The organism is Erythrobacter sp. YT30, from assembly GCF_001542875.1.
Classification (GTDB): domain Bacteria; phylum Pseudomonadota; class Alphaproteobacteria; order Sphingomonadales; family Sphingomonadaceae; genus Erythrobacter.
This window is the reverse complement of the sequence record NZ_LMAF01000002.1, coordinates 260,212-275,790: the sequence shown is the minus strand read 5'-3', so window position 1 is coordinate 275,790 and position 15,579 is coordinate 260,212. Positions and strand designations below refer to the sequence as shown.

The 15,579-nt window shown below is 60.1% G+C and carries 16 protein-coding genes; 3 read left to right on the top strand and 13 right to left on the bottom strand.

What is annotated here, in order from left to right; all coding sequences use genetic code 11:
* The first annotated feature begins 33 nt into the window (after positions 1 to 33).
* Positions 34 to 303: a hypothetical protein gene (locus AUC45_RS06085; RefSeq protein WP_067599858.1), complete on the top strand. Its 270-nt coding sequence runs from the start codon at positions 34 to 36 to the stop codon at positions 301 to 303.
* A gap of 261 nt (positions 304 to 564) precedes the next feature.
* Here AUC45_RS06085 and pufM read toward each other — a convergent pair whose 3' ends face one another.
* From pufM to AUC45_RS06045, 9 genes are all read right to left on the bottom strand, one after another.
* Entirely contained in the window at positions 565 to 1,488 is a 924-nt protein-coding gene (gene pufM, locus AUC45_RS06080) for a photosynthetic reaction center subunit M (RefSeq protein WP_067599855.1), read from the bottom strand.
* Between the two features lie 14 nt (positions 1,489 to 1,502).
* Complete coding sequence (pufL, locus tag AUC45_RS06075; protein ID WP_067599852.1) at positions 1,503 to 2,327, bottom strand: photosynthetic reaction center subunit L; 825 nt, start codon at positions 2,325 to 2,327, stop codon at positions 1,503 to 1,505.
* 99 nt (positions 2,328 to 2,426) lie between these two features.
* Positions 2,427 to 2,627 (bottom strand): light-harvesting antenna LH1, alpha subunit, encoded by a 201-nt coding sequence (gene pufA, locus AUC45_RS06070; RefSeq protein WP_067599849.1) that lies wholly within the window; start codon positions 2,625 to 2,627, stop codon positions 2,427 to 2,429.
* Between the two features lie 86 nt (positions 2,628 to 2,713).
* A complete protein-coding gene (gene pufB / locus AUC45_RS15505; protein ID WP_082700998.1) occupies positions 2,714 to 2,866 on the bottom strand; it encodes a light-harvesting antenna LH1, beta subunit in 153 nt (50 codons plus the stop codon).
* A gap of 142 nt (positions 2,867 to 3,008) precedes the next feature.
* Positions 3,009 to 4,505: a chlorophyllide a reductase subunit Z gene (bchZ, locus tag AUC45_RS06065; RefSeq protein WP_067599846.1), complete on the bottom strand. Its 1,497-nt coding sequence runs from the start codon at positions 4,503 to 4,505 to the stop codon at positions 3,009 to 3,011.
* Complete coding sequence (bchY, locus tag AUC45_RS06060; RefSeq protein WP_082700997.1) at positions 4,502 to 6,052, bottom strand: chlorophyllide a reductase subunit Y; 1,551 nt, start codon at positions 6,050 to 6,052, stop codon at positions 4,502 to 4,504. The genes bchZ and bchY overlap by 4 nt, the downstream gene beginning before the upstream one ends.
* A complete protein-coding gene (locus AUC45_RS06055) occupies positions 6,052 to 7,041 on the bottom strand; it encodes a chlorophyllide a reductase iron protein subunit X (protein WP_067599843.1) in 990 nt (329 codons plus the stop codon). The genes bchY and AUC45_RS06055 overlap by 1 nt, the downstream gene beginning before the upstream one ends.
* A complete protein-coding gene (bchC, locus tag AUC45_RS06050) occupies positions 7,038 to 7,973 on the bottom strand; it encodes a chlorophyll synthesis pathway protein BchC (RefSeq protein WP_067599840.1) in 936 nt (311 codons plus the stop codon). The genes AUC45_RS06055 and bchC overlap by 4 nt, the downstream gene beginning before the upstream one ends.
* Positions 7,974 to 8,113: 140 nt before the next feature.
* Positions 8,114 to 9,256 (bottom strand): methyltransferase, encoded by a 1,143-nt coding sequence (locus tag AUC45_RS06045; protein ID WP_156423771.1) that lies wholly within the window; start codon positions 9,254 to 9,256, stop codon positions 8,114 to 8,116.
* An 81-nt stretch (positions 9,257 to 9,337) separates the two neighbouring features.
* On the opposite strand from AUC45_RS06045, the gene crtD reads away from it, so the two are divergent.
* Complete coding sequence (crtD, locus tag AUC45_RS06040; RefSeq protein WP_067603581.1) at positions 9,338 to 10,945, top strand: 1-hydroxycarotenoid 3,4-desaturase CrtD; 1,608 nt, start codon at positions 9,338 to 9,340, stop codon at positions 10,943 to 10,945.
* Positions 10,918 to 11,784 carry a hydroxyneurosporene dehydrogenase gene (locus AUC45_RS06035; RefSeq protein WP_369815246.1) on the top strand — a complete coding sequence of 289 codons (867 nt, stop codon included), beginning with the start codon at positions 10,918 to 10,920 and terminating at the stop codon, positions 11,782 to 11,784. The genes crtD and AUC45_RS06035 overlap by 28 nt, the downstream gene beginning before the upstream one ends.
* Positions 11,785 to 11,795: 11 nt before the next feature.
* Here the strand turns inward: AUC45_RS06035 and AUC45_RS15705 are convergent, their stop codons facing one another.
* From AUC45_RS15705 to bchI, 4 genes are read right to left on the bottom strand one after another with little or no spacing between them, the layout of a single operon-like run.
* Positions 11,796 to 11,960: a hypothetical protein gene (locus tag AUC45_RS15705; RefSeq protein ID WP_156423770.1), complete on the bottom strand. Its 165-nt coding sequence runs from the start codon at positions 11,958 to 11,960 to the stop codon at positions 11,796 to 11,798.
* The gene (gene bchO, locus AUC45_RS06030; protein ID WP_067599832.1) at positions 11,957 to 12,859 is read right to left on the bottom strand and encodes an alpha/beta fold hydrolase BchO; all 903 of its coding nucleotides are present in this window, start codon (positions 12,857 to 12,859) and stop codon (positions 11,957 to 11,959) included. The genes AUC45_RS15705 and bchO overlap by 4 nt, the downstream gene beginning before the upstream one ends.
* Positions 12,856 to 14,559, bottom strand: coding sequence for a magnesium chelatase subunit D (locus tag AUC45_RS06025; protein WP_067599829.1), 1,704 nt, complete (start codon positions 14,557 to 14,559; stop codon positions 12,856 to 12,858). The genes bchO and AUC45_RS06025 overlap by 4 nt, the downstream gene beginning before the upstream one ends.
* Positions 14,556 to 15,557: a magnesium chelatase ATPase subunit I gene (gene bchI / locus AUC45_RS06020; protein ID WP_067599826.1), complete on the bottom strand. Its 1,002-nt coding sequence runs from the start codon at positions 15,555 to 15,557 to the stop codon at positions 14,556 to 14,558. Before bchI ends, AUC45_RS06025 begins: the two co-directional genes overlap by 4 nt.
* Between the last annotated feature and the right edge of the window lie 22 nt (positions 15,558 to 15,579).

Genomic DNA, 15,579 nt, shown 5'->3' with positions numbered 1-15,579 from the left:
AATACGCCCCTTGTCTGAGCGCGCTGCTCATCAATGGCTGACATAGCCCTGCACTGGCTTTTTGAGCGGGGACATGCGGCCGACCTCATCCTGGCTGTTCTGTTTTGCGAGGCTCTTTGGCTTCGCACGCGGTGTTGGGATTGGAAGCCCATCTTCACGCTTTTGGGAACAGCGGCGCTGATCGTGCTCGGCCTTCGCGCCGCATTGGTGGGCGCGCCATGGTACTGGATCGCGCTGCCGCTTGCGCTGTCATTCCCGCTGCATGTCATGGATTTGAAAGCCCGAATGCCTCCAGCTCAGTAGAGGCGCCGTGCGGTCTACGAAAGCTCACCGAGCGAGCCTGAGATTCTGGCCGAACGCTCCGTGCTCCGTATCCTCACACTGAGATGAGCTCGAGCCAGAGAGCGTCCAACAAGTCTTTCTGCTGCGGTTTCCCGCCGACACAAAGAAAAAGCCCGGCCACTCATTATAGAGGGGCCGGGCTTCGGGGATGACCCTTGCGCTAATGCTGAGGAAGATCCGCATCGACCTCTGCCCACGCACGGGTCAGCAATTGCTGCCTGGTTATTTGGGCGCGTAGTAATGCTCCTGCGCCCAGACATACCAGTTATCGACCACGGTACCGGTGAGCAGGATGCCGATGCCGCCTGTCAGCGTCGTCAGCACTGCAAACCACCACGCCCAGCGGTGGATCGATTCCATCGATGCGTTAAAGCCCATCGTCCAGCGCCAGAACAGGCCGGCGCGTTCGGAGGCTGTGCCGCGATCGGTGATCTGTTCGATCTCGCGCTCACCGCCATACCGGCCCACTGCAAGGATCGTCGCGCCGTGCATGGCAAACAGGATCGCCGAACCATACAGGAATACAATCGATAATGCGTGGAATGGATTGTAGAACAGGTTCCCGTAAATCAGCGAAAAGTTGTTGGTCCAATCAAGGTGCGGGAAAACGCCATAAGGCACCGCTTCGGCCCAGCTGCCGAGCAGGAGTGGGCGGATAAAGCCCAGCACCGCAAACAGCCAGATGGCCGACGCAAACGCCCAGAAGATGTGCAGTCCCATACCCAGAGCTTTCGCCCGGTAATATGTCCGCGCCAGCCAGCACAGCACCGATATGGTGAGGAATGCGCCAGTCATGATGAACCAGCCGCCCTCATTAAGAGGCACGAATGGGCTAAAGCCGTATTCAGGGCCCGGAGGATCAAGCGAAAGCCAGAAAAACTCGCGCATGAAAGCCTGCGGGCTCCATCCGACATCAGCCGCCATGTTAAGGCCGATGATAACAATCGCAGCTGTGCCGAACGCGATGGAGATCATGCCAAGCCAGCCGAGATAGACAGGGCCAAGCTGAGCCTGCCCGAATTTACCCATCCAGTAGCTATAGCCCGTGGCCGCAATCCGCGGCTCACTGTTGTCGCGGTGCGGGACACCCATTTCGGCTGGGGCCTTTACCTGAACCTGGGTGAAGATGTTTTGATATGTAGCCATTGTTCAGTTGCTCCTCACGACCAGACCGGGATTTCTTTCCACCAATCCCACCAATCGACCCAGCTGCCGGTGACCAGCGTGCCTGAAATCACAATGCAGATTGCGCTCCAGAAACCGGCGTTCAGCGCGAGAAACAATCCGACGCGGTGAATGCCCAGCGTGCCGACCGAATAGCCGATGAAATCGCGGAAATAGGTGTCTTCGTATTCGGGTGTCTTCACATCAGTCCCGTCAGACGGATTGACTGCGGAGAGCACCAGACCGCCATGAAGTGCAAGCGCAAGGCAGTTCGTGAAGAAGAACGTGATCGCCAGCATGTGCACCGGATTGTAGTGGAAATTCACAAACATATATCCGGTGTTCGAAACCCAATCGAGGTGCGACCAGATGCCATATGGGAATGCATGTCCCCATGCGCCCATCCAGACAGGCCGGATTACGTTAAGCGTAACGTAGGCAAACACAGCGACCGAAAACGCGATCGGGATATGATAGCTCATGCCCAGCTTGCGGCTGATTTCTGCTTGCCTTCCCACCCAGGAAGAAAATGCGATGACCGCGCAAACGGTGATCCATTGCCAGTAACCGCCTTCCCTCAAGGGAGCGATTGCAAGGCCTTCGTCTATGGGAGGTGGCTGAATGTCGATCAGCCAGGGATTAAGTGTGGGGCCGTCTGCGGCTGCTGCAAAGATCAGCATTGTGCCAAGAAGAGCGCTGATGGCCGTCGTCACCCCAAAGAAGCCGACATAAAACGGGCCGACCCAGAAGTCGAAAAGGTCGCCGCCGATCAATGTGCCACCGCGCACGCGGTATTTCCGCTCAAAACTAAGGAGCGCCATAGGTCCATCCTTCCCGTCCAATTGACGGGTTCTGAGAAATTTCTAGCCGATTGTTAGGAGGCAGGCAGGCGAACCTGCCCCCTCACATTTCGCTCTGCGTCAGCTGAGTGTCGGGGTTTCCGACGATTCAACCACAGCAGTTGTTGCAGGACCGGCACCCTTGATCTGGGAGTCGTCCAGCCAGTTGTATTTATCCGTGCTGAGCAGGATGAAGTGGATGGTGAATGCCAGCACAGCAAGTGCGACATGCAGACCCACCAGCGCCCGCCGGATATCGAAATAGAACCAAATTCTCCACATGAGAAAATTCCTTTGATTTTGTCAGATGCGTTTCATGCCAGGCGACCGGCGAAGAGCCCGAAGCCTGCGGCGCAAAGCGGAACTGATCAGATTGGGAACCAGGGCTTGTCGAAATACACGAGTGCATGCGCGACAAGCGCAATGGCCACGTAGAGGCCAAAAGTGCCCATGAAACCCTTATGGATTTCCTGCGCTTCTTCTGACGTCAGGTGGACCCCGACGCGTTCCGGATCATTCATTGATAATCTCCGTTTTTTGCTGTTGGAGTGGGAGCAAAGCCCCCGGTCGACATCCCCGCGTGATCCCCCACGTGGATTGGATGTGCCCGATCCCCAGGCAATCTCGGATGAGTGAACTGTGTGAGCGAGGAGATGGCATCAATCATGCGGATTCTCCTTCAAACTCGGGCTTTTGTGTCTTGCCCTCTGATTTGTGCGATGTGCGGAATACGGCAAGGCAATCGATTGTCACTTCGGCCTGCCCTTTTTGGCGTGCCGCGGTCTCTGCCGCATCGCGCATGCGTTTGGCGGCCGAAATGCGCACCAGAACGGGCTGCGCTTCGACAAGCTCATCGAGCAGCGCTTTAGCCTCTTCGGTCCATGTGACTTCGGCAAGGGTGCGCGCGGGCGTAGCCTCGGTGCGGTCCATATCGGTGCCGAGCGGCAGAATGTGGAACAGCGCGTCGAACAGCGCATTGCACACTTCCTGCACAAGGTATGTCGCGCCGGCATATCCCATGAAGGGAGTGCCCGTGTGGCGGCGGATTGCAGCGCCAGGGAAACTTGCGGGGATGAATTGAGCCTGCGGCCCCAGTCCTTGCCCGGTTTCCGCCAGATACATGCGTTCATTGTAAGAGCCGAACACGACGAGTGGCGGCCCTGCATGGATGGCCTCGCGCACTTCGTCATTGGCGGGTTTGACGCCCGCACAGCGCGCGAAGTCGAATGCGCAAGGCAGGCCCATATCCTCTTCAAGGAAGTGGCGAACGCCGCGCGCATAGGTTTCGTTCGCGACAATGCCGAAGCTTGCCGTGCCAAAGAAATCCTGCGTCACCGAACGCCACAGATCCCAAAGCGGCTTGATCGTGGTGTGCTTCTCGCGCTCAATAAAGGGTTCTGGATCAAGGCCCAGCTCCGCGCCCAGTGCGCGAAGGAATTTGGTTGTCGAGGAAAGTCCGATGGGCGCCTGGAAATAGGGCCGGTCTAATGTCTCGCACAGATTGCGACCAAACTCGCGGTACATGCAGACATTGGCATCCGCCGTGCCCAGCGCGCGGATATCGGCAAGGTGACAACCCAGCGGGAAGACCACGCCAATCTCTGCCCCGATCCCTTCGACGAGGCGGCGGATTTCCGCGAGATCGGATGGCGTGTTGAACATGCCATAGGATGGGCCAATGATGTTGACGACCGGCTTTTCGCCCTCTTTGCGTTGCTTTGGTTTGACGGCCTTCTTTGGTCCAAACTCGGTCCACAACCAGGTGAGCGCGCGGTCTGCTGATTCCCACTGATCCTCATCAATGGTGCGCGGCAGGAAGCGTTTGATGTTGGTGCCCTCAGGCGTCACGCCGCCGCCGATCATTTCGGCAATGGATCCGGTCACCACCACGGCCGGGAGCTCCGGATCGAGCGTTTTCCAAGCGCGTTTCATCGCGCCTTCGGTGCCCGTTTTGCCAAGCTCTTCTTCGCCGAGGCCAGTCACCACAATCGGCAATTCATGCGGGGGAAGGGCGTCTGTGTAGTGCAATACGCTGGTCACCGGGAGGTTTTCGCAACCCACCGGGCCATCGATGATGACTTGCAGGCCTTTCACCGCAGTGAAGACGTAAGTTGCGCCCCAATAGCCGCCTGCGCGATCATGGTCCAAGACGAGTGTCATGTGCCCACCGCCTCTGACGCTTTGCGCGCCGCTTCGTTCAAGGCTGCGTATTTCTTGCGGAATTTGGGCCGGTCTACCGGCACATCTTCCCACACGCCGGCGGCGTGATCGGTGCCGACGCCTTTGAAAAATTCGCGCATTTTATCGAACCGATCCTTATTCGATATGGCCGCGTTAACGACCTGCGCGAGGCTCCCGGCTCCAGCCGGTCCCATGAGGGGGCGAGCCGAGATAAGATTTGTGAAATAGAGCGCCGGAATGGCCTTCGCCTTGGCGTGCTGGACAACGGGCGTGGTGCCGACTGCGAGATCGGGTTCGTATTCTTCGACAGCCGCGATATCGTCTTCAAGGCTCGCGCGGAAATTGACGTGGACGCCGCGTGCTTCGAGCCATTCGCGATCCGCATCCGACCATTTGGTACGTGGGCAAGCGCTGCCGACATAGGGCACGTCCGCGCCGCTTTCGATGAGCAAGCGCGCGACCAGAAGTTCCGAGCCTTCATAGCCCGATACGGTGATCCGGCCCTTGATAGGCATTTGCGCCAAAGCGCCCTTGCAAGCGCCGACCATCGCGTTTTTGACGCCATCAACGGCTTCTTGGCGAAGGCCGAGCGTGTCGCCGATGGATTGAAGCCATGCCGCCGTGCCGTCAGCACCGACGGGCGCAGAGCCGATAATCGGACGGCCAGCGTGTTCAAATTCACGGATTGAGGCGGTGTAGAATGGGTGAATTGCCGCGACAGCCGCGCAATCGAGCGCTGAATAAAGCTCGCGCCATTCGCGCGTCGGTACAACCGGGCCTGCAGCAAGGCCAAGCGGTTCGAGCATCCGGCCGATGACCACCGGATCAGCGGGGAACATCTCGCCAAGCAGCGTAATCGAAGGCTTGTCCGAACGCTCCTTGGGAGCCGCAACGGGGCCCGCGCTGACTTCTTCGCGCGCATAGGCGAGCATCGCGCCTGCGAGCACGTCTTTAGCTTCGGCGTGCGTTGGGATGCCAAACCCCGGCACATCAATCCCAATAATGCGCACGCCGTTGATCTGCTTTTTGAGGAGGCGCAGCGGAACGCCGCTGGCCGTGGGGACGCACAGGTTTGTGACCACGATCGCGTCGTACAGTTCAGGATCGGCGAGATCTTCGACCGCTTCCTTGATGTCTTCAAACAGCTTTCCGGTGACGAGCGTTTCGGACGAGAACGGCACATAGCCCACCGTCCGGCGCGCGCCGTAGAAATGCGAAGTGAAAGTGAGGCCATAAACGCAGCAGGCCGAACCCGACAGAACGGTGGCCGTGCGCTTCATGCGAAGGCCCACCCGGAGCGACCCAAAGGCCGGGCACATCGATTGCGGTTGATCATGCGGACCGCGTTCCGGATCGACCGGATAGTCGGCTGCATATTGATCGAGGATGTCGCTTTTGCCTGCCTCGCGTGCAGCATCCAGCATCGTTTCCTTGCTGGAGCACGCGCCGCCGTTTGCATCACCACCGCCGCTCATATCGAGCGTGTCAGGGCTGCGTTGCGCATTCGAGGCGGGCAAATCGCTCATCAAACTTCGTCGTAAATCACTTCGAGTGAGGGTTTTTCTTCAAAAACTCCGCCGCGCATGTCGGCCTGGGTGGCCGGGATCAGCTCGACATTTCCGCCCGTATCTTCCGGGCTGAACAGGTCGAGCAGGCCATCCTGATCGAGAGGGGAGGGTTGGCGCGGCGGTGCCTCGGCGACATTCGTGGCGAGTTCCTCAAACAGGCTACCCCACTCGCCGCCGGGCTTTCCTATGATCTGGTAATTGGCCGACTTGCGGCGAATATCCTCATCCGCCGGAATTGCTGTCAGCACTGGAATATCGACCGCTTTGGCAAAAGCCTGCGCTTCGCCGGTGCCATCATCCTTGTTCACGATCATGCCGGCAACGCCGACATTCCCGCCCATTTTGCGGAAGTATTCTACCGCGTGACAGACATTGTTGGCAACGTAGAGCGATTGGAGGTCGTTCGATCCGACCACGATCACTTTCTGGCACATGTCGCGCGCAATCGGCAGGCCGAACCCGCCGCACACGACGTCACCGAGAAAATCGAGGAGGACGTAGTCAAAGCCCCATTCATGAAAGCCCAGCTTTTCGAGCAGTTCAAAACCATGGATGATCCCGCGACCACCGCAGCCGCGACCAACTTCGGGACCGCCGAGTTCCATCGCGAAAACGCCATCGCGCTGGAAGCACACATCTTCGATGGTGACGTCCTCGCCAGCGAGTTTCTTCTTGGAGGAGGTTTCGATGATCGTGGGGCAGGATTTCCCGCCGAACAGCAGGCTGGTCGTGTCCGACTTCGGATCGCAGCCGATGAGGAGAACGCGCTTGCCCTGCTGCGCCATCATATAGCTGAGATTGGAAAGCGCGAAGCTTTTACCCGAACCGCCTTTGCCATAGATAGCAATGACTTGCGTCTCGCTGGTCGCTTCGCCTGTGTGCACGGGATCAGGCTCTTGAGCGGCTTCGTCGCGCAGCTTTTCGGCCTGTGTTTCAAGCATGCTCATGCAGCGTCACTCCAATCGAGAATCATTTTGAGGCAATCAGGATCGTTGAAAGCCTGCGGATAGGCATCGGCTGCCTCGTGTGCGGGGCGGCGCGTTGAAATCAGGCCGCCAAGATCAAGCCGCCGGCATTCGATCATCGCGCGGATCGCGGTGAGGTCGGATGGCTTCCATTCTGCCGCGATGCGCAAGCGTGCCTCGGCCTGGAACGCGGGGGCAAAGGCGAAATCGATCCGGCCTGCGTAAAAGCCTGCAAGCGTAATCTCGCCGCCTTTTTCAAGGCGTCCGATCAGGCCATCCAAGATGCTCGCATCACCGCTGACATCGTAGATCGATTTGTAATCGCGGTGCGCGTCTTCATTGGGGGCAATGACATGGTAGCCCGATGCGCCTGTCCGCCGGTGTTCCTGCGTTTCCCAAACGACTGGAGCAGGAGCGCCCAAGGCGATGGTCAGCCGGGCGAGCAGTCTGCCCAAGACGCCGTGACCGATTATAAGGTCTGGCGGAGTACCGCCGTTGATTGCGTGAAGCGCCGTGGCCGAAAGCGCGCACAAAACGCCAGCTTCGCCAATGCGTTCGGGGATCGGGAAGGCTCTTGCCGAAGGAACCACAACGCGGCTCGCCGTGCCGCCGAACAGGCCGCGCGCGCCTTCGTAACAATTGGCGCCGGGCACAAACACCCAGTCACCCATCCGGCCACGCGCATCCGCGCCGGTTTCCACCACGCGTCCGATACTCTCATATCCGGGAACGAGGGGATAACCCATGCCGGGAAATTGCGGCATTTTGCCGGTCCAAAGCAGCTTTTCGGTGCCGGAGCTGATCCCGCTCCACTGGATGTCGACGACCACATCGGATGGTCCAACCGGCGTCAACTCAAGCTCCCGAAGCGCAAGGCGCTCAGGTTGCTCAAGAATTACCGCCAGTGTGTCCATCGGGACCGCCTCTCAAAATACGTCGGCATTGCACCGCGCTGCGCCGCTTTGTTGCGACTCACGCAATGTAAAAACCACTGATCCCAAGAGTTGACTACGCCTGACAACCCAAAGTGTCAAACTGATCATACACAATATTGTCAGGCAGACGCGACAATTATGCTGGCGATGACCGGTTGCGCTGTCGCGACAGGGCGAATGCGGGCAAATCCGGCGCGTTTGAGCATAGTTGTGATCTCCTCCGCGCTGCGGGGGCGACCAGAGCCCATGGCCCACAGATAGAAGCCGAAGAATGCCTCTCCCATCGGCTCTGCGCCGGGCACTCTCGCCATGGGTTCAGCGATCATCAGCCTGGCGCCGGGTGCAAGGCTTTTGCGAATATTATCAAGCAATTGCTGTGCTGGTTCGTCGTCGTGATCGTGCAGAATCCGCACAAGCGAGACGAGATCGTAGCCTTCGGGGATCGCATCCTCGAAGAAGTTACCGGGATGCGCTGTGACGCGCACCGCGCCCAGAGTTTCGGCAGCTGCGCGCGCGCCGCTTTCCACAACTTGCGGTAAATCGAACAGCCCAAATTGGAGATCGGGATAGGCAGCCCCGACACGCCGAATAAACGCGCCGTGCCCGCCGCCCACGTCCAACTGCCTACCTGTGCGCGGGAATTTGAATGAAGCAAGCACCTCATTTGCGACGAAGTTCTGAGATGTTGCCATCAGTTCTGAATATTCGTGCGTATCCTCCCCGCGTTCCGCCGTGCCGTGCAGCGCGCCTGCATAGGACCAATAATTGGAAAGCTGGGTCGGTTCTTTCCGATCCGCTTTCAACAGCGCCAGCGGATCAGCGCCATCGGCGTAAAGCAGGCGGTGATGCCGGACCATGGCCTGCGTGCCCAGGTCATCAACCAGAACCGCGCCTTGCTCACCCAGCATCCATTGATCGGGCAGCACTTCTTCGGACAGCATCACCGAACGCGCCGCGCGCAGCAGAGTGAGAGTGGCCGCTTCGCTCAGATCAATGCGCGGAGCAATTTCGGCGGCAGTCAGTGGCCCGTCGCGCAGGACTGGCAGCAGTTCAGCATCAACAACGGCGCGCAGCACTTGGTAATAGGAAAAGCCGACAACCAGATCGAACATCGCGCCCGCGCGCGCTTTTGCAATGCGCTTGAGGCCGGGGATGCGCGCGCACCAATATTGAAATCTGGGATGCGCAAACAGCCGGTTGCGGCGCGCGACCATGCGCACTTTGAAAGGCTGCTTTGCCCCCATTTCTAAACTAACTGACATCCCATATGTCTAAAAGATTGGACAGTTTGGGCGTCAAGGTCAATAATATACCGACTCAGATACGGCCTGATGGCGGTGGAGATGGGAGCGGTGAGCGAAAAAGTCGCGATTATCGGAGCAGGGATTGGCGGGCTTACCAGCGCCGCTTTGCTTGCCTCGCGCGGGTTTGACGTGACCGTATTCGAAAAAGAAAGCTGGGTCGGCGGAAAGGCCCGTGAGGTCGATGTCGGCGGCGCAAAGGTCGCTGGCGGCCCAACCGTTTTCACCATGCGCGATGTGTTCGACGGCGTCTTTCGCGAATGCGGCGCGCGGCTTTCCGATTACGTCGATGTCTATCAGGCCGAAGTGATCGCGCGCCATGCCTGGAGCGAGACAGAACGGCTCGATCTGTTCGCCGATCCCATCCGCAGTGAAGAAGCCATCGGCGATTTTGCAGGCGCTAAAGCTGCCAAAGGCTATCGCAATTTCCGCCATGAAGCGCGGCGCATCTTCGAAGTTTTGGATAAGCCATTTCTGCGCGGCAAATCGGCCAACACGCCATTTCCGATGATGTGGCGCATTGGTTTTTGGCGAGTGGATGCGATGCTCGCCATGCGGCCTTTCGACAATTACTGGAAGGCATTGGGTAAGCACTTCCCCGATCCGCGCTTGCAGCAATTGTTTGGCCGGTATTCGACCTATTGCGGCTCTTCCCCCTACGAAGCGCCAGCGACCCTGATGCTGATCGCGCACACCGAAGCGCGCGGTGTGTGGGTCATCGATGGCGGCATACATGCTCTTGCAAAAGCCTTGCGAACGCTCGCGGAAAGCAAGGGAGCATCCATCCGCACAGGCTGCGAGGTCGCGCGCGTGCTTGCAAGCAGTGGCAAAGCTGCGGGCATTGAGCTTGCTAATGGCGAGCAGATTACTGCCGATATGGTGATTGCCAATTCAGACCCGTCAGCGCTTGCAGCAGGCTATCTGGGCAAGGCAGCGCAGCCTTCTGTTAAACCGTTGCCGCCCAAGAAACGCTCGCTTTCCGCGCTTCTCTGGTACGGCCATGCGGAAACATCGGGCTTCCCCTTACAGCACCACAACGTGTTCTTTTCACCCGATTACGCCCGCGAATTCCGCGAGATTGCAAGCGGTCAGCCGCCAAGCGATCCCACCGCATACCTTTGCGCGATGGACCGCAGCGCGGCGCATCGCACTGGCCGCCCGGCAGGCGCGCTTGTTCAGCAGGATGGGGCCCAAAGCGAAGGCCGCGAACGCTTCCAGATCATCGTCAATGCCCCCGCCAATGGCGACACTCACGAATACACTCAGCAGGAGAGAGACCAATGCACAAAGGCCATGAGGAAGAGCTTGGAACGCTGCGGTCTCACACTCGAGGATCCGATGGAGCATTCGCTCGCGACCCCGCAGGAGTGGGAGAGCCTGTTCCCGGCGAGCGGCGGAGCGCTCTACGGGAGGGCGTCGCACGGCTGGGCCGCTTCTTTCCAACGGCAGGGCCCGCGAACCCGGATGAAGGGGCTTTATTGCGCGGGTGGAGCGACGCATCCTTCCGCCGGCGTCCCGATGGCCGCCTTGTCCGGCATTCTGGCGGCGAACACACTCGTACAGGACCGCGCTTCGATGAGGAGGTTCCTCCCGGCGGTTATACCTGGTGGTACGTCGATGCGATCAGCGATGACGGGCAATACGGGCTGACGATCATCGCGTTTCTGGGGAGCGTTTTTTCACCCTATTACAAGAAATCAGGCCGCGGCGATCCGCTCAACCATGCGTGCCTTAACGTCGCGATGTACGGCCCGAACCAGCGCTGGGTGATGACAGAGCGGCCATCGACTGCCGTCACGCGCGATGCAGCAAACCTGCAGATCGGGCCGAGCGCGGTGCGTTGGGATGGCAATTGCCTCGAGATCGATATCGAAGAACGCGACAAGCGCCTCTTTATCCCCAGCGGCAGGCGTGTGACGGGCACTGTGCGGGTCCATCCCGAAGCGCTGAACCCCACGTCCTTCACGCTTGATCGCGGGAAGCATCACGTCTGGCACTGTATGGCCCCGCGCGCCCGGATCGAGGTTGATATGAAACGGCCCGGAACCTCGTGGAGCGGGAAGGGCTATTTCGATCACAATCGTGGCAGTGAGCCCCTGGAAGACGGCTTTCGCATCTGGCACTGGTCGCGCGCCCACATGAAGCGGGGTGCGATCGTCTGCTATGAAGGTGAACGCACCGATGGGTCTTTGTTTGCAAGCGCCATTCGCTTTAACGCCGAAGCCATCCCAACAGAGGTAGACCTTCCGCCGATTGCGGCACTGCCGAATAGTGGTTGGCGGATTGAACGACGAACTCGCTCAGAAATTGGCGTGGCTGAGGTTCGCAAGACGTGGGAGGACACACCTTTCTATGCCCGATCTGAACTCTCATCGCAGCTCGAGGGCGAAGACGTGATCGCGGTGCAAGAAAGCCTCGACATGCAGCGCTTCAGCACTCGGCTGGTGCAGTGGATGCTGCCATATCGGATGCCGCGGGCGCGGAAATAAACGCTCGAAAGTCAGTCTGAGGGTGGCTCATCCTCTTCGGCTTTCGCCTTTGCTTCTTCTTCAAGACGCTTGGCGCGCGTCGCTTTCAGCTCCTTGTCTGTCTTCCAGTATTGCCAGGCGGCAAGGCCCACGGCCAAACCGTAAAACAGGATAATCTCGATCCAGCCGAAATTCACGGGGCCACCTTCTGGTTTGCCGCCTGCGCGCTCAGGATCGGGTTGATCAGCGCCATGACGCGCCTCGCATCTTCCTCGTGCGCGAGATGGCCGAGACCGTCCAGCACTTCGAGCGAGGAATTGGGGAGCCAGCCATCCGCCTCTTTTGCCCAGTCGAGCGGGATCGCCTTGTCCTTGTCCGAGTGGATAAGGTGCACCCGATTGTCGATCTCCTTCATCCGCGTGCGAAGCGTCGGCAAATCCCAGTTCGCCATCATCGCGAGCGCGCCTTTCGTATGGCGCGAATTGCGCAGCAGCTCGGTGTAGCAGGCAAGACCTTCTGCATCGATTTGAGAGCCGGTGGCGCGGGCGAGGAATCGCTCCGCTTCGCCAGGCAGGGATGCTGCGCCTGAGAATATCCGCGGGACAAGCGGATTGACAAACAGCACCTTGGCAATCGCCGGGAAGATCTGAGCGGCAGGGCCGGGAAAGGGCCGAAGCGCGGAATTGAGCCCGATGATAGGGCCTTCATATCCATGATCGAGCGCGAGTTGCAGCGCCAGCGCCGCGCCTGCCGAATGGCCGATTATGGCGCTGGGTTCCACATCTAGCGTGCCGAGCAGCCGCGCGATCTCGCCTGCCATTCCGGGCAGCGAGGTCTGCTCAGGCCCATGTCCCGATGTGAAGCCGTGGCGGGGCAAATCCATCGCGATGACTTGGTGGTCGGCAGCCAGCAGAGGCGCAAGCGAACGCCATGAATGCACCGACGCGCCCGTGCCATGGAGCAGCAAAAGCGGCGGGTTCGCGGCATCTCCCATACGCTGCACGTGCCATTTCGCGCCACCTGACGGGATAAACTTGCTTACCTCGCGATGCGGCCAGATCAATCCTTCACGGCTCCAGGCGAGAGGGCGGCTCATGCCGGCTCTTTGGCCCGCGTGCTGGTATCGATAGCGGCATGGAGCGCCTTTGCATCGGCGCGGGGAAGGGCGAGGAAACGTGCGCCCATGGCCTGTGCCAATTGCGGCCCCTCGCGTCCCGGTCTTGCGGCGATATCGACCACCAGCGCCTCAATCCCTGCGCGCGCAATGGCTTTGGCGGCGGCTTCGGCATCTTCGCCTGCCTGTTTGCGCCCCGGAGTGCCATCGGCGGCGATGTTCGCGCGGCCATCGGTGAGTACGATGACGCTTGCCGTGCGCCCGCGCGCTATCACGGCCTCAGCGGTTTCGCGCGCTGCATTGAGCCCCATGGCGAGCGGTGTCCCGCCGCCTCCGGGCAATTCTGCCAAGGCGCGCCGCGCACGGGTTAGCGAGCGGGTTGGGGGGAGCAGCAGTTCGGCGCTTTCTCCGCGAAAGGCGATCAGCGCAACTTCGGAGCGCGTAACATAGGCCTGTGCCAGCATCAGTTCCACAGCGCCCTTTGCCTCGGCGAGGCGAGCAGCAGCGGCGGAGCCCGAGGCATCGACCGCAAAGATAGTGACGCGCGCAGATTTCTCTTCAAAACGGCGAATGCGCAAATCGTCCTTGCGAACCTGTATGGCTGAGGTGGCGTCACCGACCTCACGCCCCATTTCAGTCCGGCGCACCTCCTGCCATGGGACAGCGGCGCGCAATGTGTCGATGAGAGCCAAGCGAGCGCCCCCACGCGGCATTCCGGGCCGCGCGCCCAATGGCTTGCCGCGAAGGCCCGATTTCTTGTTCTGCCCCGATCCGCTCATCCCAGCACGGCGCGGCGCATTTCCTTGGGCAAGCTGCGCGATCAGGTCGGCTGGGATCGCGGCGAGCGCGGCCTCGACCAGCATATCTTCGAGCGGGCCATCAGGCTGTTGGGTGTCGTTATCCTTCGGTTCGTCACCGGGATTATCTGAGGGAGGCGGTGGAGGTTCGGGCGGCTGCTCCTGATCTTGCGGCTGAGGAAGCTGCGTCGCGCGCGGTGCGAGCACCAGACGGACGGCAGCCGCAAGATCGGCGTCAATGGCTTCGCTGCGGCCTTTAAGCGAAGCATGGGCTCTTGCGGCATGGCTTGCGAATATTAGCGGGCGAAGTCCCACAATGCCGAGCGCTGCAGCCGTGTTTGCGAGTGCCACCGTGCCGTCAGAGCCAAGCGGTGCGACCTTGGCCGAAGGCGTTTTGTGTGGCGGAGGTAAGGCCACGTCCTGCCATCGCCGCGAGGCGGAAAGATCTAAGGAAAACGCCAGTCTTTCGGTCAGGGCCTGGGGCGGCGCATCGTCATCATTGTTGCCATCATCGAGCAGGATCAAGGCCGCCTCATCCGCATCCAGAGCCTGCGCTAATCGCCCGGCAAGCGCAGCCTCGCACCGTTCCGCCATGGGCAGCACCAAGGCGCCGCCTTTCGCCTCGGCCAGCAAGCCCTTTTGCTTGACCGGCTTTCCGCTGGCGAGGCTTGCCGCGATGTCGATCCCGCCCATCAGCCGCGTATCGTCGATATGTCCCGGCAGACGGCGACAGGGGATTACGCCCGCAATCGCGCTGAGAAGAGCATCGCGCGCAGGGCCCGCACCGCGCAGCACCATCCCGCCGAACAGGTGCGGATGTGAGGCAAAGAGGCGGGCGGCGATCAAGGCATCGTCTATCGGATCCGATGCGCGTTGGTCGATCATCCGAACAATTCATCGAGCGCGCGAGTTATGCGCACTGTCGATCCTGTTTCATCCAGCACATCGCGGCGCAGGCGGTGGCGCAAAGCAAGAGGAGCAATTGCAACCAGGTGCTCACGCCGCACCGATTTGGCATTGCTGAGCGCGGCAAAGGCGCGCGCCGCTCGCATGAGGGTCAGCTCGCCGCGAAGGCCATCCGCGCCCACGGCAAGGCACAATTCCGCACAATCGCGCAGCAGATCTTCGCCCGGCTCAAGTTTCGCCAATTTGGTCTTCCCGCGCGCGATTTGCTTGAGGATCTTAGCGTCCTCCGCTGACCATTTTTCAGCGAAAGCAGCAGGATCGCTTTCATTTTCCGCGACGCGTTTCATGATCACGATACGTGTTTCGATCTCTGGCGGGGTGCGCACATCGACCGATAGGCCAAACCGGTCGAGCAATTGCGGGCGCAGTTCGCCTTCTTCGGGGTTTCCGCTGCCGATCAGCACAAACTTGGCAGGGTGACGGACCGAAAGTCCCTCGCGCTCGACCACGTTCTCCCCCGATGCTGCCACGTCCAAAAGCAGATCGACCAAGTGATCTTCGAGCAGGTTGATCTCGTCGATATAGAGAAATCCGCGATGCGCCTTGGCCAGAAGGCCAGGCTCAAATCCCTTCTCGCCCGAGCGCAAAGCGCGCTCCAGATCGAGCGAGCCGATCACCCGATCCTCTGTTGCTCCCAAGGGCATGTCGATGAAGGGTACGGGCCGCTTTCGCAAAGATCCTGTGCCGCAGACATCGGGGTAACGCTCCTTGTCGTCAGCCGAGCAGCCATAGGGGCAGTCTTTGATCGCCGTGATGGGTGGCAATAGACCTGCCAAAGCGCGCGCGGCTGTCGATTTGCCGGTGCCTCGGTCGCCAAACACCATCACTCCGCCAATGCCCGGATCGACCGCGGCAATCAGCAAAGCCTGCTTCATCTCGTCCTGTCCGACGATGGCTGAAAAGGGAAAACGCGCCATTTCTCAGGCCTTTTGGACGCTT